Origin of the sequence: Sorangium aterium, assembly GCF_028368935.1 — a bacterium.
GTDB lineage: Bacteria > Myxococcota_A > Polyangia > Polyangiales > Polyangiaceae > Sorangium > Sorangium atrum.
This window is the reverse complement of record NZ_JAQNDK010000003.1, coordinates 896,579-911,828: the sequence shown is the minus strand read 5'-3', so window position 1 is coordinate 911,828 and position 15,250 is coordinate 896,579. Positions and strand designations below refer to the sequence as shown.

Here is a 15,250-nt window from a genome sequence, read left to right as displayed (position 1 = left end):
CGACGCAGGCCCGATCCGATAGGGCGATGCGCGAGCGCTCCCGCGGCGCCAATCCGAAGGTGGTGCATGGGCGTCCAACACAAGCTCGCTGGTGCGGCGCTTCAGATTGTCTTGGTAATAGGGGTGCAGTTTGCGGTACTGCTCACAGCGTTCACTGAGTTACCCGCGGCTCACCTTCTGGCGCTCCCCTTCATCTGGTACGCGAGCGCCGGCTTCGTTTACACGCGGCGGCTCAGAAGACTGTCTGCCGAGGAGGAGCTCACGCGGGATCCCCGGCCCCCGATCCTCTTCCTGCGCTCCTTCGGACGTGACGAGCTTTCGATCAAACGGCCGTTCTTCTGGCTTCAACTGCTCTGCTCCTTTCCGTGGGAGCAGGTCCGGCTCTGGCCCGCGCTCACGTTCGAAGAGGCGCTGGCCAACATGCTTCGGCGCTTCGGTCCAGTTGTCGCGCTGGGAAATCCGGTGGAGAAAACCCAGCCGGAGGGAGCATCGCGCCTTTTTGCCGGATCGGATTGGAAAAAGCGCGTCAAGGATGCGGCACGACGTTCAGCGCTCGTCGTGATATTGCCGGATGACAGGCCAGCATTGCGCTGGGAGATGAAGCGCGTCGCGAGCGAGCCAGGGCTTGGACGCGTGCTTGTTGTAGCGCCGCCTCTACGCGTCGATGAGGATTGGCGTGATTGGAACGCCCAGTGGCGGTCGCTGCAAGACACGTTCGAATTCCTCCCCGACATCGATGAACGCGTCGCCGCCGTTCAATTCGGACAGGCCGGCGCGGCACGCGCGATTGTGGCCAGAACGCCGAGTCCTCACCATCGACTGCGCGCGATCGAGCGAGCTCTCCGACAGCACGCGGCCGTGCGTGATACGGGAAGGTTCCGCGCCCGGATGACCTGGGGGCTGCGTCGGATGCTCTTTTACCTCTTCTGGTACGTCTCCGTTCCCTTCGGCTTCGCTCTGCTCACCGTCTGGTCGCTCACCCCGGCGCATGGTCAAATTCATGCCGCTACGCCGATTGAGGTTTTTGTTGCTGAGCAGACTCTCCCTGTAGTGATCAACGTGTACTCCATCCTGTTTCTCGTCATAAGCATTCTGGGCAACGATTTGCCCCTGGCACGCGCTGCGCGGATCGGGGTCCAAGTCGACCCTGTGCGCACCCATGAGCCGCTCCGACGCCTGCTGCGCGGCAATCTGTTGTTGGCCATCGCCGTGCCGCTCATCCTGCGCGCCTTCGTCGTCGAAGCATTCAAGATCCCGAGCGCCTCGATGATCCCGACCCTCATGGTCGGCGACCACATCTTCGTCAACAAGTTCACCTACGGCCCGCTCATCCCCTGGACCGGCCAGCGCCTCTTCCCTCGCCTGCCGCCGTCGCGCGGCGACGTGATGGTGTTCAAGTTCCCCGAGAACAAGGAGCAGGACTTCATCAAGCGGACGATCGCCATCCCTGGCGACACGCTGGAGGCGATCAACGGCCGCCCCATCATCAACGGCTGGCTCGTCCCCCACTGTCACGTCGGCCCCTACCACTACGAGGGCCGGCAAGCGGAGCTGTTCGTCGAGTACCTCGGGGACAAGTCGTACTTCACGCTCTACGAAAAGAACCCCGACGGGATGATGTGCGTGGAGAGCAATGACTGCACGCTGGGCTCCACCTGCCGGGGCGGCGTCTGCGGCGATCTCCAGGGCCCCTTCAAAGCGGCCGCGGACGAAGCGTGGGTGATGGGCGACAACCGCAACAACAGCCATGACTCGCGCAGCTGGCGCGGCGGGCTCGGCGGGGGCGTGCCCTTCGAGAACATCAAGGGACGCGCGATGTTCGTGTGGATGAGCTTCGGGCCGGGCGGCGGCATCGCGCAGGATCGCCTCTTCGTGAACGTGATGGGCGACCCGACGCTCCCGGGCTCCTTCGTAGCGAGCCTCCAGACCGGCCTCGACGAGTGCATGCGGAAGAGGCCGCCCGTTACAGAGACAACTCCGCCCTGACGTTCTTACTAGCTCTAGTTCCGACTGCAATGGCCTTTCACATGAATCGTCATCTCCCTCCGCCAATAAGTGTCTTCAGATTGTCCCACGTCCACCTATAGACCTTATCTGATGCTGTCGCTGATGTAGGCTTTGTGCAAGTCTTGTCAGAGTAAGCAGCGAGGTGGAAATATTCTTTATTCTTCTCCTGAGCAATCGTCAGTTCCGCAGCTACACCACTCGCTGTATGGGTATGTTCGCCACAAAGCACAACAACCACATCAACGTTCCCCATTCGACGCCGGACCTTTTCCTTCCAGTCGCCGGTCAGATGCTCCTTAATTGAAGCATCTATAAAGTCGAACGGGCTATCAGGTAGTTTTGCTTGTCCGGCGAGCATGATCTTTGCGCCTTCGTCATGATCGAAGTCAAAACTGATGAAAACCCTTTTTTTTGTGGCCATATGTAGTCTCCATTAGATGTATTCTCCGCCGCCTCACAGAAGTCTTCTTTCGCGGCCGGACGACATCAACGCGCCCGTAGGACGTTCCGGCGCTGAGCCTACCACAGGGCTCGGAAGCCTCCGATGAGAAAGCTTCGGCGAGCTGAGGGGGCGAGGCGTCGGGGCGGAGCTTGGCTCCTCACCGCGGTCCTTGCGGGGCGGCGCGGGGATCGTGGCAGCGCTAGTGCCGCCCCGCAGATTTGACGATCCGTTTCGCCCGGCTCGTGCGTCTGGGCGAGCGTGAGCAAAGAACGAAAGGAGCCGAGGCCCAGGTTCAGAGGGCTCCAGCTCGGCCAGGGGGACCAGCAGGCTCTGCGTCGACGCGAGCGGCAGGGTCCGCTGGGCACGCTGGTAGCGCGGCGGATCCAGGCGCTCCGTCTGCTGGATAGGGCTGGACGATCACCCAAGCGGCGGACGCGACGGGAACGTACCGCCGCAAAGTGCGGCGCGTATCCAACCGCTTCCTGGAGGGCGGGGTCGAGCACGCCCTGAGCGAGGAGCCCCGTCGGCGCCGCTCCAAGCTGCTCGACAGTGCCAAGACCGCTGCGCTCATCGCGATGGTCTGCGGTCCGTCGCCCGAGGGGCGGGCGCGATGGACCATCCCCCTGGTCGCCGACGAAGCCCAGCGACGAAAGATCGTCCGCTCGCTCGCGGAGGCCGCCTCGCCGTGCCCTCTTTCAGGACCACCGGTGCCCACGCCGAGTCGTGGGCCGACGCCGCCCCGCGCCCAGCATCGTCGACCCCGGCGAGAGCCGCAAGGGGCTATGCCCATGGCGATGGTCGGGCGCTTACGCCGAGTCGACTGGAATACGCACTTATCACGGCATTCGGGGCGGAGCGGGGCCACGCGCTTGCCTCGCGCTTCAGGTTTCACCACACGCCCAAGCACGCGAGCTGGCTCAACGCCGCGGAGATCGAAGTCAGCCTCGTGTCTAGGGAGTGCCTCGGTCGCAACCGCATCCCGACGCTCGCGCAGCTCCGGGTCCGCGTCCGGCAGTGGAATGCTTCGGCGGACCGGGCTCGCCGCAAGATCAGCTGGAAGTTCACTGTCCACGACGCCAAGCGAATCTTTGGGCCCGACTGGTGCAACAGAATCGTGTCAGAGCACTAGCTCGGCTTGTGCATCATCTTGGCAAGCGGCGGGACGACGGTGGGCCTCTCGATCCAGCGCGCCATGCGCACCACTAATCAGATTGCATGGGCTCGCACAGCGCCTACGATACTGTCAGTCTTCCAACCGACAATAGTCTCCGCTGTCATGGCAACAACCTGTGGAACATTGTAGTTCCCCCACGGCCTGATACCGATGAGTGGCTTATTGTAGCTCTGCGCCAGTTCGATCTCCTTCTGAATCCAGCCTCTGTGGTTGACGTACATGCCGGCTAAAATGAGGACCGCATTTACGGGACGAATCTGGCCATCTAGTTGTTGGGCAAGCCGCCGGCCGCCTGCAAGCGGATCATGCTCGGGAACAGAGTAATTCCGCCATTTGAAATTGGGCGCACCATCGAGCATCGCCACGAGTCGGTAGTACTCATCATTGTAATCCCATGCATGACTTATGAAGAGATCGTATGTCTTGAGGTAGGGCATCGCGATCCCTTTGCTTATTACTTAGATTTTCTTCTCGTGAGCGAGCCGCCAATAGTGGTACCCGAGGGCGGTAAGACGACACGATCTGGAGTTCATGGCTGCGAAGTACATGTGTTCTTCAGCGACGGGCACAACGAGCCCGACACTCACGAATTTTTGCAGATCCTTCATTGTTTGGACGTTTGCTGGATCCGCGCTCGGCGACGTGGACTCGTGCGATGGATCGAGCCGGTACTCGTCCGATGCGTGTGGGAAGTACACGCAGAGCTTTCGAAGTGTAGCCAGTGGGATGGGCGGGCTGACCTGTCGCAGCGATGTGAAACGAGTGACGTTTGTCTTGAAGATTGGTCGCTGATCCCATGGTCCGAGTGCCCGATCAACGTACGAGTAGACACCACCTGGCGTCACGTGGCCCCGCAGATCCGCTGCTCCACCTTTCAGCGCCTCAGTGACAAGGCTCGTGAAGACACCTGAGCCGTTCACCTCGAATGCCGACTCCGAAGATCGGCTTGCCGTCATCACCGAGAGCCCTTCGGCAAGTTGAGCAGTATTGGACCCCGATAAGGCGGGCGAACCGAACGCACCAGAATGGCAGCAGTCAAGAAGGATGACTCGATCTCTTGCGCGCGAATTGTTAGCGAGCACGAGAATCTCGTCCATAGAGATACCTTCATCGTACTTCTTGTAATCCGGAGTGATAATATACCCGCCAGTGCTCTTAATCAGCCCGTGACCTGAAAAATAGAAGAGGGCAATATCACAGACATCCGCAAAAAGTTTATCGATGGCCTCTCGCAGCTCGCCCCTGGAGATTGAAGAGCTTGGGGCAGTGATGAGTCTGACCCCGAAGTTGGGGGACCCGTCTCCGTGCGTTTCTAGTATCGTCGCAACTGCACTCGCGTCATTAACGCAGCCCGCAAGGGGTGCTCCCATGTAATCGTTGATCCCCACGACAAGTGCTCGCCTCATCGATTCGCCCCTTCATCATTCAGCTTCGCAACGCTCCGCAATTTCTGCGGAACCTTCAAGCGTCCAGGATGCGCGTTCGCTTTGTCTGCCGTTCCGTCTACCATCCGGCCCGCCCCATGATTTGCGAATGTGCCGCGACGCGAAGCGCGGTCGGTTCCATTGGCTTGTTGTGGAGACCCGCACTCACCGTCATTAATGCGTCAGGTACTGGTATGCCAACCATGCCAGAAAGGCGACAGTCAGAGCGATCACCCCAGCGCCCGTAGCGCGCCCAAAGCTGAACGACATCTGCGCCGCCGCGCTCTTCTTCTGTGCGATATCCTTCCCCGCTTGAACCCGCCTTATTGCCTGTGCATCACTGCCCGCATCGGTCTGTTGAGTAATCCTCCCTCCAGACGAAGCGTCCTCAACCACCTGACCGAGCATTTCCGGTTTCTTCTTGGGCATCGGAGTTCCTTCTCCGCGGGCGGGTCGCTCCGGCATGGATGAAGTTTCCTCCAAGGCCGGCGCCGCATGAATGTGGGTAATTTGAATCAGGTCTCTTCCGATCGAGCTCTGTGCTACTTGCTGGCCGTTCCCATGTTGCGACGGTCCGACGGCATCGAAATCAGTGACCTTAAGAAGAGCGTCTGCACGACTCCAATTAGGAGATCCATGCCCTTGCAGCAGCATCACTGGACTGGGCCCGTTGCCCCTGATGTTGCGAGAAAAAGAGACGCGCTCGGCCGCCATTGCCTCCTGTGCAGCGCGAAGCCGAAGCAAGCGCTCCCGCCAGCTCAACTCGGAGATGCCCAACACTGGCGCTGTGATGTCCTGAATGAAACCCTGACCTGCGTATCGGATTTTTCTCAGCAAATCAGCGTCATCAAATGGGTGCCCACAGACACCGCGCCCGACAAGAACGTGCAATTCAGCCAGTATGTCATCGTACAGAAGCATCGAGGCATCCGATACTGATGCTCTCGCGGTCGCCGAGAGTTGCTTAACGCCCTGCGCGTCGTAGGAAAACTCCCATGTAACGGTTCGACTCGTAAAATCGCCGTCCGGTAGTGGGGTAGATAGAGTCCAGCCCGCGGTACATTCCGGAAAAATCGCTATGACACGGTACACGTCTCGCTCGACATGCGCGCGATTCATCGGAGAAAATAGGAAAGGATCCGCAAAGTGGATTTCGTGCTCCCCCGGGATCAATCGGCCTCGTCGATGAATATGAGCGCCGAATGAACGGACGCCCCCCGGAGCCAGCTCGGTAAGTGGCTGCGTTCCAACAACGAATCCGTGCCAAGTTCGCTCGCACATCCACTGCTTGTTTTCCATCGAGTCGTAAGCAGTGACGTATTCTGCCGGAGAATCCGTAACGCGAAAAGCCACCCACGGAGTATGCTTGATGAAGCTGTACGGGGCGCAACCAGCGTTGCTTATGGTCAAGGAGAATAGTTCGTCGATGTCGCCATTCCTGCGTATGATGGCTCGACGCTCGAATGTCGTATGGAGCCGCGCTCCGCCTGTTGGCATACTACTTCTTGGAGCCGGAGGAGCCAGCGCCACCTCCCGAAGGCGTCGATTGCGGAGTGGCGCCGCTGTTCGGCGGCGAAGGCGAGGGACTCACGGGAGTGGCGCCATGCGAAAAGGGATTACTCGTCGTGAGTCCTCCCCCTGCACCCTTATCGGTCTTGACCCGTGAGCCCGAGTTCGACTGATCCTTCGATTCCATGGTTCGTCCTCCATCACTACTTTTTCGACGATCCGCCGCCGGGAGTCGTTTGCGGCGTGCTGCCACCCGAGCCGCCCGTATTCGGCGAAGCCGGTGGCGGAGATGGGTTGACCGGAATCGCGTTTCTGGAGAACGGGCTCTCAGGCGAAAGTCCGCCGCCCCCTCCGTCAATACGCGGTTTGGCGGGGCTAGGGGCGGTGATTTCGTGATGCGGTCGTCCGCGAGAAGCCATGATTCCTCCGCTTTGTCCCGGAGACACTGGGACAAATGTCCCAGTGTCATTTCTCTGTGCAGGTGTCAAGTGGTTCTGCAGTGCGCCGCGTGGTCCGCAGGTCCGGGTGTCGCTCGGAGGACCAGGCGGCCCACCGCGCGAACGCGTCCCGCCGCTACGCTTGGAGCTACGCGACACCGGCGGTGCGGAATCGTTCAGTGCGAGCGCGGCACGTCGCGGCGCCGAGTGTATGCCGCGGTGACGACGCCCTGACGGCCGCGCACCTTCGAGCGGCGCGACCTCGCCTCTGTGCGCAAACCCCGGTTCCCCCACGCGCGGGTCGAGGGCGGAGCGACCGCGGCGTCGACGTGGACGGCGGCGGGCTCGGCGCGGGCGCCGTCCACCTGGCCGAGCTCGGGCCGTCGCTGGCGTCGACGTCCACCTGGCCGAGCTCGGGCCGTCGCTGGCGTCGACGTCCACCTGATCGAGCTCGGGATCGGCGTTCTGGTCCCTGCCGGCGCTCCGCATCGATCGGGAGCACGTCCGCAAGGGGCGCGGCGGCGGGCTCGGGGCGGCCGTACGGGTCGAGGGCGACGTCGGGCGCTGGTGGCTGGACACCGGCGCTTAGCGCCGGCGAGCTCGGGGCCGTGGCCGTCCACCTGGTCGAGCTCGGCCACGTCGCGGCGCTGGACGCCGACGAGCTCGCGTTCACGCTAGCTTACACGGCGCCCGAGCAGATGGCGGGGTGGTGGTGTCGAGGAGCACCGCGGCGGGGTCCGCACCTGCCAGCGGACCGGAGGGGGCTGTTTATGAGGGGATGCGCCGCCTGATGAAAGGAAGAGCGTGGTCTCCCGGGTGCGGCGCGGTGGCCGTCTCCTTTAGCTCGGATCCCTGGGATTGGGCATGGGTCGGCGTGGCCCTGCTCGTGCTCGTCGGCATGGGCGCCGCGGTCGTCCTCGGCATTCGGCGCCGTCGCTGACATGGGAGGCCGGCTGTAGCCCGCAAGGGGCTGCCGCTCGCTTAAGGAGGCGTCATGCGGAGGAGCGGCCGCGGGGTCGAGGTTGATGCCAGCGAGCTCGGGGCCGTCGATGTCCAACTGGTCGATGGCGGAGGGGCCGCGTCGATGTCCACCGGGTCGAGGCCGAGCGCCGCCGTCGGCCTGGTCAAGCTCGCACCCGTGCTCCTCGTCGCCGGCGACGGGCCCGAGTTCGGCCCAGGTAGACATCGACGGCTACGAGCTCGCCGGCGTCCACGCCGCGGCTGCTCCGCGCTCGCGGTGCGTATTCCGGACGGAGTCGCACAGCCATGCCGGACCCGGACAAGGGCTCCGAGTGTGCCACACCGAGCCAGGAGCCCCGGCGGAGGCGCTCCTCGCCCGTCGCTGCAAGTCCGGAGCCAGGACGGCTGTTATCGAGCGCTCTCGTTGATGGTGCCGGCGCGTTCGTCGATCCGGCTCTTTGATGGCGAGGAGCGCAGCCGGCCGCATCTCACCCTCAGCGACGTGGCTCTGTCGCGCAGAGGCGTCGCCGGGGAGCGCTGAGCTACCCGGAGGCCCCAAGGGCATGCATTCCGGATGGCCTTTCAGATTTATCACTCAATTTCGGCCTGAGCACAAAACCCCCCAGGCAGCGCCGTCCTCCACCCTGGGCCGAGAAGCATTACCTTCTCCTCTTGAAAATTATCAGCACGGCTCGTCCCTCGCCGGTTGCGGGACGGGCGTAGGTCTGCCTCAGGAGCGCGGCGCTATACCAGCGCCGTGACAGCACTCGTTGACGCACCTGGAGCTGCACGACGTCATCCGTGCGCCAGCGTCGCCCGCTCCCTGAACAAGATCGGCCAGCAGGCGCGATAGGCACGCACGGGAGATGTATGTGGCGAAAGTCCAACGCGACGCCGCTTCATGTGCTCGACTGGCGCGCTTCCCGCCGGGCAGTGCTGCACCGCAGACGAGCATGCCGATCGCCCGGACGTGGGCTTGGGACCGCGGGCGTCCCGCGCTCCGCCGCCTCCCACGCAGCTCGCAGGCTGCTTTCAAGTTTTCCTCCCCCCTCCATCGGCGGTCCCATTCGCTTCAGCGCCTCCAGGCGCACAGCCTCCAGCCTCGACCGGCGCGGCGCCGTCGCCCGGCGCTTCTCCACGAGCTCACCGAGCACCTGCGCCGCGCGCTCCCACTGCTCCGCCGCCCCCGGCGCGTGCGCGATCCTTCGCACGGCGTTCCAGGGCGCTTCAAGCTGATCACACAGGTTGCCGATCTCGGGGTGCAGCCGTGCGATCGCGCGCAGGTGGCACCGGGTCTGCTTGTTCATCTGGAAACACTCTTCCAGGACGTGGCTCGGCGCGCGGACAACTCCGCACGCGAGCTCGTACCAGCGCCGCGAGCTCATGCGTCTACAAAAGCACCGAACCACAAACCTGCCAGAGCGAAGCCTTCATTTTCCGTTCAACTTTAAAGAGCGTTAAAGCACAGTACAAGAGTCGGCTCCTGGCGAGGGCGACGGCATTAAAGACTGATGTAGCGTGCGACCAAGAGGACGCCGGTTCTCACGTGGCACCGTGACCTGACTGGCATTCGCTGGGGCCCGATCACGTGACCTCGGTGTGCTGGGTGACTCTCCCGGCGATCCCACGGCCCGGCCGTCGAGCGGGGGCCAGCTCGCCCGGCGCCGCGGTCGCGAGCCGCGCTGGCATCCACCTGCGCGAGCTCCGCCTTGCGCGTGCGCCAGCCTCCCGCCTGGACGAGCTCCGCGGCCCCGTGCGCCGAGTTCTCGCCCCGCGTCAGGCCGCCCCGCGGTCGTGCCCGTCGCGCGCCGCCCTGTGGAAGACGTACGCAACAAAACGGAGGTGGGCGGCTCGCCGGAGCCCCTCAGCCGACCCCGCGCAAAATTACCAAATCGACCCCTTCGCGCCCCCCCCAAATTGGCCCCTCGGGAGCTCCCTCGAAGCGGTCTAACTGCGCGTCACCAGAGCGGTTTCCACACCTGACCAGATCCCGGTAACTCGCGACGAGATACCGGATCGTCAGAATTACCATTTCGGGCCTCCTCACGGGCTCTCGTTCAGGCTCCGTCCCGAACCCGAAACACCACAACAACGGAGGTTTGTATATGGCAGGAGCAGCTACCCTCGCGCTCTCGGCGACTCCAGACGCGCGGTCGTCGGGCCGCGCTGGCGAGCGACGCTGCTGCACGGGCGGCATCGTGCGCAGCCCCAGGCGTTCGGCCGTCAGCGTGCGGTGACCGCGACCTGCCCCACGGCGCGCTCCGACGAGCCGCCCGCGCGCGGCACGGCCACGCATGGGCGACGTCGTGCAGTTCCAGCCGCGTGGTCGCCAACACTCCGCCGACGCCATCGAGCGCCGTCCTGCCCACGGCGCCACGCCGGGCCGGGCAGGCGGACAACGCTGGCGCACGGACGGCGTCATCGCCACGCCAGCGGGCCGGCGTCGCGGCGGTCGGCGCGCGCGTCCGTGACGCCGCCCACGCTCCCCGCGCCCGTCACGGGCGCGAGGCCAAGCGCCAGCGGCGGCGCTTCACGTCAGACCGGGCATACCGGACGATGGCGCGCGATCGGCCAGCTTGGCGCCTCCGACTGTTTCCCGAGAAAATGTCTCCCAGGGCGCCTCGCGCGCGGACGTCCACGCGCGCCGATCCGGGCCGCGCATGGCGACGCTGAACGCGGGCGCCAACGTTGGGGCCCTGCACCCGTCGATCGTGTACGAGAACATGGGGCTGCCGGCCGACGTCGCAGGCTCGCCGAGCTCCCTCGCGTCCGCTCGGCTTCAACTGCGCACGGTGAACACCATCTCTTGTGGGAATGGAATCCAGCGCGACCCCTTGCATGTGCGCGTAGAGCCCACACGATGCCGACTCGCCGCGCTCGGCTCGCGCATCGTGATCAGAGGCGCACGCCTGGAGCGGCACGACGTCGTCCGGGCGCCAGCGTCGCCCGCGAGCGCGGCCCGATGCTGGCACCGCGGGCCTTTTGCGTCGACACCACGACGACGCGGGTTCGTCGGCAGCTAGATCGGGGTCTCGTCATCCCTCAGAAGCCCATCAATCTTGCTTAGCAGTTCTCGCTTGACCCGCTGCCGGTTCAGTTCGTCTTCGTAACCGGCCTTGACAGATGATACCTTGGCGACGCCCTTCAGCATCATCAGAGCGTCGATCATTCGCTCCGCCTCGTCGTCATCCAGGTCGCGCCGGAAGTGAACAACCAGGCCCTTGACGCTCATTGCAGTCCCACTCCCCGCGAAGAGATCTCGCCGGCTTCCCGAAGCATAAGGATATTACGCAGCTCACCGATGGCCCGTGCGCGTCGCCTGCAAAGCGTCGAGACGGGCAGCCCTGCATCTTGGGCGATCTGGGCCATCGAAACTCCGCCCAGATCGTGTGCCACGAGAACGAGTCGCAGCCCCGGATCGAGCTCATTCACTGCATCCATGGTGCTGGCCCGGACGTTGTCGGACTCCATCACAGAAGCAGCATCCGGCGCTGGATCAAGCACCTCGATCGAACTGACCAATTCCTCCCTGCGCTTTCGCGCACGCTCGTGGTAGTGGGAGGCAACGTGTACGGTGATCGCGTTCAACCAGCGCTCCGGCCTGCCGCGTTTCGGATCGAACCTGGGCCAGCTCTCGCAGGCGTTAAGCCAGACCTGGCCCGCGACGTCGCCACGATGGCGCTGTGGGACCCCCATCCTCTCCAACCAGAGCAACACCGCACGAACCAGCATCGGGCAAAACAAGCGCGCGTACGCCGCAGCGCGCTTTCCTTTATCCGGACAATCCATGATTCTACCCCCTTGCGAAATCGCACCCTATGATGAATGCGAGGCACGGCTGCGCTCACCCATGGCTCCCTACTCCCGGAAGCGTCGTGTTCAGCGGAGAGCGCTCTGCGTCCTCCCAATCGGGCGTGCTGGCGGAGCTCGTACCCCCTTCGTCACGCTGTAGCGGGAAGCTCGTCAGCGTGGCGGCGCGCTGGGCGAGCTCCGCCCCCGTCGCGGCACGGACAGGGAGCGGCGACCGAAGCCGCGGCAGCGGAGGCGGCGGGAGCTTCGCCCGCGGGCTCCTGGCCGCAAGCTCGGGAGACGGCACCACGGGCGGAGGAACGTCGAGCGCGCGGGGAGGCACCGCCGGCGGAGTCGGCGGCGCCGAGCTCGGGGCCGGCGACTCCGCCGGACGCGCCGAGCTCTCGCGCTTGGTGACGGGCTCGCCGACTGGGATCACGACGGTCTCCTCTGCGTCCGTTCGGTAGTCGTCGTGTAGCCGCCACAGGCGCTCCCAGTACCGCGCGGGCGTGCCGGTGAAGGCTTCCAGCTGCCGCGCGAGGCCGGGCGTCATGGGGAGCTCGCTCCTCAGCAAGCGCTCCACCTCCCTCGGTTCCAACCCCGTGCTCTCGGCCAGCTTTCTCCTCCACGAAGGCATCGTCGCACAGAACGACTCGAGGACCCTTCCTGGCCAGGGGACGGGGCGCGCGCGGGCGACTGTCAGCTCTGCGAGCGCCGCGTCGACATGACAGTCCAGAAGGCGCCGGTACCGGTCCCGCTCCCCCGCGGCTTGCTCCTTCGCATCGGTGAGGGCTGCCTCCTCGTCGTCATGCGCGTGCTCGCGCGCCTCGCGAAGCCCGCGCTCTCGTCCCAGCGCTTCGCGCGCGGTGACCGCGAAGCCGATCGCGACGCAGGCGATCATCGCGAGCCCGAGCGGCGAAATAAGCCACATCGCACCAAGCACATCCTCCATCGTAGTCATCGCGTTTCGTCTCCTAGACGTGAACGTTCTTGTCGGAACGCAAGGCGGATCTCGGCCCTGTGCTGTCTGGTCTGAAGACACCACCAGCGTCACCGCCAGCTCGCCGTCGATCGACGGCCGATGATTCAGCGAATGAGCCTGAGCAGCGCTTCGCGCTCCGCTGCGAGCCGACCGCGCGGAAACTCCCGCGCATGGGCTTCGAGCAGCTGGCGCGCCTCGTGATCGCCCTCTCCGTCGTTGTCCTCAATGGCCCTTCGGGCCTGGCTGATCAGGCGCATCTCGCGTGCGGTGACAGTTGGCCGCACGGGGCTCCCCGGGGACGAGATACGAGGTGCTGTCGTCACAGCGGGCGCGGGCGTGCTGCGCGCCACAGGCTCAGCGCGCGCACTGCCTGTTGCCGCCAGCGACGAGCTCTCGGGCGCGGCGGGCGCGGCAGCGGAATGCGCGCTGTCACGTGAGCCTTGCGCCGTGACGTCGTCTGGTGCGGGCGCGCGCCCCGGTGCGGGGAATGCCGCCGGGTGCAGCCACGATTCCGCGCTGGGCAGCGGCGGCACCGCCGAGAGGAGCGCGCCGGTCAACACGACAAACGCAACCTGGACGACGATCCTCACGCCCAGCCGGCGCAGCCAGGCCGTCCACGACGCACGGCGGTCTAGCCCGAGCACCAGCGGGACGCAGGCGCGCTCGTCCCTATCGTGCGCGGGTTGCTGGGCCCTCCACCGCTTGAAAGCCGCATCGAGTCGCTCCCAAGCCCGGCGGTGCTGCGCCCTCACTGTGTCCAACGGGACGTTCAGCTCGGCAGCGATCGTGGAGAGCGGTGTCCCCTCGAGCTCGTGCTTGACCAAGAGATCCCGGTACTTGGGGCCGACCCGGTCGAGCAAGTCCCGGGTCAGCTCTTCCCGCTGCCGCAAGCGCAGCAGTTCCTCCGGCGTGGGGCATTCGTCTCGGGGATCGCGCTCCTCGAACGGCGTCAGCACCTCTCCGCGGCGGCGCTCGTTCCGCCTGTGCTTCCGTGCCTCGTTGAGGACGATCGTGACGAAGTAGCGCGCCGGATCGCCGCTCAGCTCGACCCGCTTCGCCACTTCCAATCCCCGCAGCAGCGCGTTCTGCGCGACGTCCTCGGCGTCGCGCGCCGGCACGCCGTGAAGCCTGGCCAGGCGCCGGAAGCGGCTGAAGCTGAGGAGATGGGTCGCTGGCTTGCCCACGGTAGGTAGCATCCCTGACCCACTCGAAACGGTGCAGGAAAGTGCAAGGAGCGGCCACTTTGGTAGCACCAGGTGGCACCGATACATGTGTTCAGGCGATCGAGCCCTCGCTGCCGCGAGGAGGCGATCGCATTGCCGCCCCCGAACGCAATTTGCCACTGCCAGGGCCACTTTGCATCGATTCGCTCCCGTTGACGCCGCGCGGCTGGCGCGAGTACCGTCCAACCATGCGATGTTCCGCATGCGTTCTGCTCCTCTCTGCGCTCCTCGCCGCAACCGGCGCTGCGAGCTCGGCCAGCGCGGAGGACGCCTATCCGGAGCCAGGACCACGTGACGGCGCAACGGTGAAGGACCATGTTCGCCGCGGTCGCAGGGCACGCAACACCGGGCAGTGGACCGAGGCATACGCCGCCTTCAAGGCCGCCTTCGAGGCAGCAGACCCAGCGTCCAGCACGGAGCGAGAGCGCGCGGAGCTCGCCGGCGAGCTTGGGCTCTGCGAGCTCGCGCTGCGCAAGTACCGCGATGCCGCCGAGCACCTGGCCTTTAGCCTCGAGCAGCGCACGGCGCTGCCGCTCGCGCTTCAGCTACGATTCGAGAAAGGAGAGCGCGAGGCAACATCGCACGTCGCAACACTCGTGCTCTCGGTCGATCCGCCGGATGCCGAGGTGCTCGTCGACGGCAAGTGGGTAGGCCGGGTCGCGCGGACGTACAAGCTGTTCTTGGAGCCCGGCCAACGCATGGTGCGTGCCCGCGCACCGGGCCGCCAGGATGGTTTCCATGAGTTCGGGGCTGTGGCCGCAACGGCGTACAACGTCAGAATGCCGTTGGCGCGTATGGCGGTGAGCCAAGCTCCGGAGAGCGCGCCGGGTTCACCGAAGGAAACGCCGAAGACCAGGAGCTCGTCGCCTGCAGCGCGGGGCCGGCCGTCCAGCCCTTGGACATCCTGGCCAGGCGCCCTGCGCATCACCGGTATCGGGTTGACCTTGGCGACAGGCTCGCTCGGTGCGGTCTTCATGGTTCGTGCGAGGACCGCCGACGGAGACCTGGACGAGCGGAACGCGAAGCTCGACGCCGTGGGCGTCTCTCAAGGGGCATGTCGGGGAACGCCGAAACCCTCCGCGTGCGGCGAGCTGACGAGTCTCCAACGAGAGCGGGATCTCTTCGCCGGGCTCGGCACGGCGATGGTGGTGACGAGCGGTGTGGTGGGCGCTGCGACTCTGGCTTCGTTCTTCACGGACTTCTCTTTACTGCAGGCTGAACCGACCAAAGCTCGGGTCGCGCTGGTGCCGACGGTCGCGCCGACACAGGCCGGCCTCGTTGCGTACGGCGCGTGGTGATCAGG

12 protein-coding genes are annotated in these 15,250 nt (G+C 65.1%); 3 read left to right on the top strand and 9 right to left on the bottom strand.

Annotation, left to right across the window (positions count from 1 at the left end):
- Positions 1–66: 66 nt before the first annotated feature.
- Positions 67–1,986: a signal peptidase I gene (gene lepB, locus POL72_RS27645; RefSeq protein ID WP_272098714.1), complete on the top strand. Its 1,920-nt coding sequence runs from the start codon at positions 67–69 to the stop codon at positions 1,984–1,986.
- 49 nt (positions 1,987–2,035) lie between these two features.
- On the opposite strand, the gene POL72_RS27640 is transcribed toward lepB, so the two are convergent.
- Positions 2,036–2,428 (bottom strand): TIR domain-containing protein, encoded by a 393-nt coding sequence (locus POL72_RS27640; RefSeq protein ID WP_272098712.1) that lies wholly within the window; start codon positions 2,426–2,428, stop codon positions 2,036–2,038.
- Between the two features lie 437 nt (positions 2,429–2,865).
- Here POL72_RS27640 and POL72_RS51865 point away from each other — a divergent pair, with 437 nt between their 5' ends.
- Positions 2,866–3,714: a helix-turn-helix domain-containing protein gene (locus POL72_RS51865; RefSeq protein ID WP_506377476.1), complete on the top strand. Its 849-nt coding sequence runs from the start codon at positions 2,866–2,868 to the stop codon at positions 3,712–3,714.
- Here the strand turns inward: POL72_RS51865 and POL72_RS27635 are convergent.
- The 8 genes from POL72_RS27635 to POL72_RS27600 all read right to left on the bottom strand — a co-directional run bounded on the left by POL72_RS27635 (position 3,656) and on the right by POL72_RS27600 (position 13,908).
- Positions 3,656–4,060, bottom strand: a complete 405-nt coding sequence (locus POL72_RS27635; protein WP_272098709.1) for a TIR domain-containing protein — start codon at positions 4,058–4,060, stop codon at positions 3,656–3,658. The two genes, POL72_RS51865 and POL72_RS27635, sit on opposite strands and share 59 nt — an antisense overlap.
- Positions 4,061–4,081: 21 nt before the next feature.
- Positions 4,082–5,029, bottom strand: a complete 948-nt coding sequence (locus tag POL72_RS27630) for a caspase family protein (RefSeq protein WP_272098707.1) — start codon at positions 5,027–5,029, stop codon at positions 4,082–4,084.
- A 192-nt stretch (positions 5,030–5,221) separates the two neighbouring features.
- Positions 5,222–6,346, bottom strand: a complete 1,125-nt coding sequence (locus POL72_RS27625) for a hypothetical protein (protein ID WP_272098705.1) — start codon at positions 6,344–6,346, stop codon at positions 5,222–5,224.
- Positions 6,347–8,852: 2,506 nt separating this feature from the next.
- A complete protein-coding gene (locus tag POL72_RS27620; RefSeq protein WP_272098703.1) occupies positions 8,853–9,260 on the bottom strand; it encodes a hypothetical protein in 408 nt (135 codons plus the stop codon).
- A gap of 1,712 nt (positions 9,261–10,972) precedes the next feature.
- Positions 10,973–11,185 carry a hypothetical protein gene (locus POL72_RS27615; RefSeq protein WP_272098701.1) on the bottom strand — a complete coding sequence of 71 codons (213 nt, stop codon included), beginning with the start codon at positions 11,183–11,185 and terminating at the stop codon, positions 10,973–10,975.
- Entirely contained in the window at positions 11,182–11,742 is a 561-nt protein-coding gene (locus tag POL72_RS27610; RefSeq protein WP_272098700.1) for a sigma-70 family RNA polymerase sigma factor, read from the bottom strand. The genes POL72_RS27615 and POL72_RS27610 overlap by 4 nt, the downstream gene beginning before the upstream one ends.
- Before the next feature lie 55 nt (positions 11,743–11,797).
- Complete coding sequence (locus POL72_RS27605) at positions 11,798–12,673, bottom strand: helix-turn-helix transcriptional regulator (RefSeq protein WP_272098697.1); 876 nt, start codon at positions 12,671–12,673, stop codon at positions 11,798–11,800.
- Positions 12,674–12,828: 155 nt separating this feature from the next.
- The gene (locus POL72_RS27600) at positions 12,829–13,908 is read right to left on the bottom strand and encodes an RNA polymerase sigma factor (protein ID WP_272098695.1); all 1,080 of its coding nucleotides are present in this window, start codon (positions 13,906–13,908) and stop codon (positions 12,829–12,831) included.
- 344 nt (positions 13,909–14,252) lie between these two features.
- On the opposite strand from POL72_RS27600, the gene POL72_RS27595 reads away from it, so the two are divergent.
- On the top strand, positions 14,253–15,245 hold the full coding sequence (locus POL72_RS27595) for a hypothetical protein (RefSeq protein WP_272098694.1): 993 nt from the start codon (positions 14,253–14,255) through the stop codon (positions 15,243–15,245).
- Positions 15,246–15,250: the final 5 nt, after the last annotated feature.